The sequence below is a fragment of the Citrobacter sp. Cpo045 genome, from assembly GCF_030332875.1.
GTDB classification, from domain to species: domain Bacteria; phylum Pseudomonadota; class Gammaproteobacteria; order Enterobacterales; family Enterobacteriaceae; genus Citrobacter; species Citrobacter portucalensis.
In genome coordinates this window covers 1-2,978 of record NZ_JAOWGZ010000089.1, presented here as the reverse complement: position 1 = coordinate 2,978, position 2,978 = coordinate 1, and the positions used below count along the sequence as shown (strand labels likewise).

The 2,978-nt window shown below is 50.4% G+C and carries 1 protein-coding gene and 2 pseudogenes; 1 reads left to right on the top strand and 2 read right to left on the bottom strand.

What is annotated here, in order from left to right:
* Positions 1-1,214 (bottom strand): IS3-like element ISEc36 family transposase gene (locus OGY13_RS08695; protein WP_416378444.1). Its coding sequence is split into 2 segments (ribosomal slippage), with 1,215 coding nucleotides annotated over them: positions 1-899 and positions 899-1,214; the frame shifts between segments, so codons are not numbered across the junction. This gene is flagged as partial in the annotation.
* A gap of 850 nt (positions 1,215-2,064) precedes the next feature.
* Here OGY13_RS08695 and OGY13_RS08690 point away from each other — a divergent pair.
* Positions 2,065-2,322, top strand: a pseudogene (locus tag OGY13_RS08690) (transposase); the annotation flags it as partial.
* An 82-nt stretch (positions 2,323-2,404) separates the two neighbouring features.
* Here the strand turns inward: OGY13_RS08690 and OGY13_RS08685 are convergent.
* Positions 2,405-2,978: pseudogene (locus OGY13_RS08685) on the bottom strand (IS3-like element ISSen4 family transposase); the annotation flags it as partial.

Sequence of the window (2,978 nt, the reverse complement as noted above, 5' to 3'; positions counted from 1 at the left end):
CTTTTTATCACTTAACCCATGACTGGTTCGTCGCCGCAGATATTCCCGTGGCGAACGATACCCCAGTGCACTATGCGGATGCCATTCGTTGTAATGTTCGAAGGCCTCCGCAAGGTTCTTTACCGCTGTTAACCCGTCGGGTTTCGGCATGATGCTGATGTAATCGCGCTTCATCGTTTTCACGAAGCTCTCTGCCATCCCGTTGCTTTCCGGGCTACGTACCGCCGTATGTTTAGGCTCCAGTCCTACCATTCTGGCGAACTGACGCGTCTGATAAGAACGGTAGGCTGAACCGTTGTCTGTCAGCCACTCAACTGGGGATGTCGGCAGGCTGTTACCGAAGCGACGCTCCACGGCACCCAGCATGACGTCCTGCACGGTTTCACTGTCATATCCACCGTTACTGGCCGCCCAGTAAAGTGCCTCGCGATCGCAACAGTCCAGAGCGAACGTGACCCGCAGTTTTTCACCGTTATCACAGCTGAACTCGAAGCCGTCAGAGCACCACCGCTGGTTACTTTCTCCAACGGCCACTTTCCCTGTATGCGCCCGCTTCGATGGCGGTATTTCCGGTTTACGCTCAAGCAGCAGCGCATTCTGACGCATGATGCGGTATACGCGTTTGGCATTGATCACCGCCATGTCGTCAGTTTCTGATTGTCTGCGCAGCAGTGCCCATACCCGACGATAACCATAGGTGGGCAGATCGCCGATAACGGTATGGATACGGGCCAGCGCGTCAGTATCATCAGGCTTGCGCTTGCACCGACGATCCTGCCAGTCCTTCGACCGACGGGCCATGGCATGCAGTTGCGCACGTGAGACCCGGAGGCAACGACTGACAAGGCTTATTCGCCATCCTCCGGCAACAAGGGCACGTGCGCTATCCACTTTTTTTGTCGGCCATATTCAACGGCTTCTTTTAGCAGCTCGTTTTCCATGGTTTTCTTGCCCAACAGGCGCTGCAGCTCTTTAATTTGCTTCATCGCAGATGCCAGCTCCGACGCGGGCACAACCTGTTCTCCTGCGGCAACGGCTGTAAGGCTGCCTTCCTGATACTGCTTACGCCACAGGAACAGCTGACTGGCAGCAACGCCATGCTGACGGGCGACCAGCGACACGGTCATTCCGGGCTCAAAACTCTGCTGAACAATGGCGATTTTTTCCTGAACACTTCGCCGTCTGCGCTTCTCTGGACCTAAAACATCAATCATTCGGACTCCAACGACTAGTCTAAAAACTAGTATTAAGACTATCACTAACTTAAGTGATACCAACTGTCTGGAGATTCAGGGGGCCAGTCTAATCAGTGTGCAAATATCATACCAGCTTATGGTTCAGATAGCCACGTTGCTTAATTGTTGTGCAATGTAACAAATGTGAGGTATGTGTAGGTAATCGTTATTTTTAGGACTTAATGCACCGGTATTCTGGGCTTCAAATTCATCGGGGTAATGGCAAGTTAATGAAAAAAAGACCATTCCTCACGGGGGAAAAATGGTCGAATAATAGTATCCTGGTTCTGTGTACGTCAGGGTTCCAGTAGGATAGCGTCTATTGTCATGAACAAAACGACAAATAAGGGGGTAAATATGCCTCATTTTTGTTAAGGAATTGTCTATATGAACTGTTACTCAGTTTCTGTCCGTGAAATGGTCAGTATCAGGTATCAGACAATCATATCCTTTTATCTCACTGAGATTCCGGGCTGGACTTGATATCATCTAAACCTTTTCGGATTTCCACGTTTGGAAAATACAAGCCTTTCAAGAATTATACTGGTCTGTTAAGCGACCGATTGGAATCCGATATAAGAATATCCAGCAAGGAATTGACGCCCTCGACACTGCTGATGTCTTTGAGACGGTTTCTTGGATGAATCTGTCCTGAAGTGTCTGATTTTATCGCTCTATGTGATTGTTCGACTGTAGTGGCACAGTAAATTTGGCCACCTGATTAAAGGTGTGGAGTGCCCCCGAGCCCGTAGACAAATCTGCCCTATAGTTGGACTGACCCCACCCCGGTATACGATCCTGCCCTATAGTTTGAGCATAGGGGGAGCATATGGGCACACCACGATTTACACCTGAATTTAAGGAAGAAGCCGTCCGACAGATAACGGAACGCGGTTATTCCGTTGCCGAAGTATCTGACCGTCTGGGCGTTTCTGCCCACAGCCTCTACAAGTGGCTACGGGCTATCAAACCGGATAACAGCGAGCAGCATGCCCGGGATTTACTGGAAGCCAAAAGCGAGATCCTGAAACTACGGGCACAGCTAAAACGTACCGAAGAAGAACGGGATATCCTGAAAAAGGCCGCTGTAGATTCAATTGGTCAACGCAACAACCATGTGAAAACATGTGGTTGCGGAGGTGACCTGCCCCCACGATTAGATACAACACTCAGTTAGTAACGTCGGAATCTTCATTCTCAGAATGACCCTTTCTCCAGCCCGCTGCAAATTCAGACGGTGTCTGATAATTCAGCGTGGAGTGCGGGCGGCATTCGTTATAATCCTGCCGCCAGTCATTAATAATTTTCCTGGCATGAACGATATCGCTGAACCAGTGCTCATTCAAACATTCATCGCGAAATCGTCCGTTAAAGCTCTCAATAAATCCGTTCTGCGTTGGCTTGCCCGGCTGGATTAAGCGCAACTCAACACCATGCTCAAAGGCCCATTGATCCAGTGCACGGCAAGTGAACTCCGGCCCCTGGTCAGTTCTTATCGTCGCCGGATAGCCTCGAAACAGTGCAATGCTGTCCAGAATACGCGTGACCTGAACGCCTGAAATCCCAAAGGCAACAGTGACCGTCAGGCATTCCTTTGTGAAATCATCGACGCAGGTAAGACACTTGATCCTGCGACCGGTGGAAAGTGCGTCCATGACGAAATCCATCGACCAGGTCAGATTGGGCGCCGCCGGACGGAGCAGCGGCAGACGTTCTGTTGCCAGCCCTTTACGACGTCTTCTG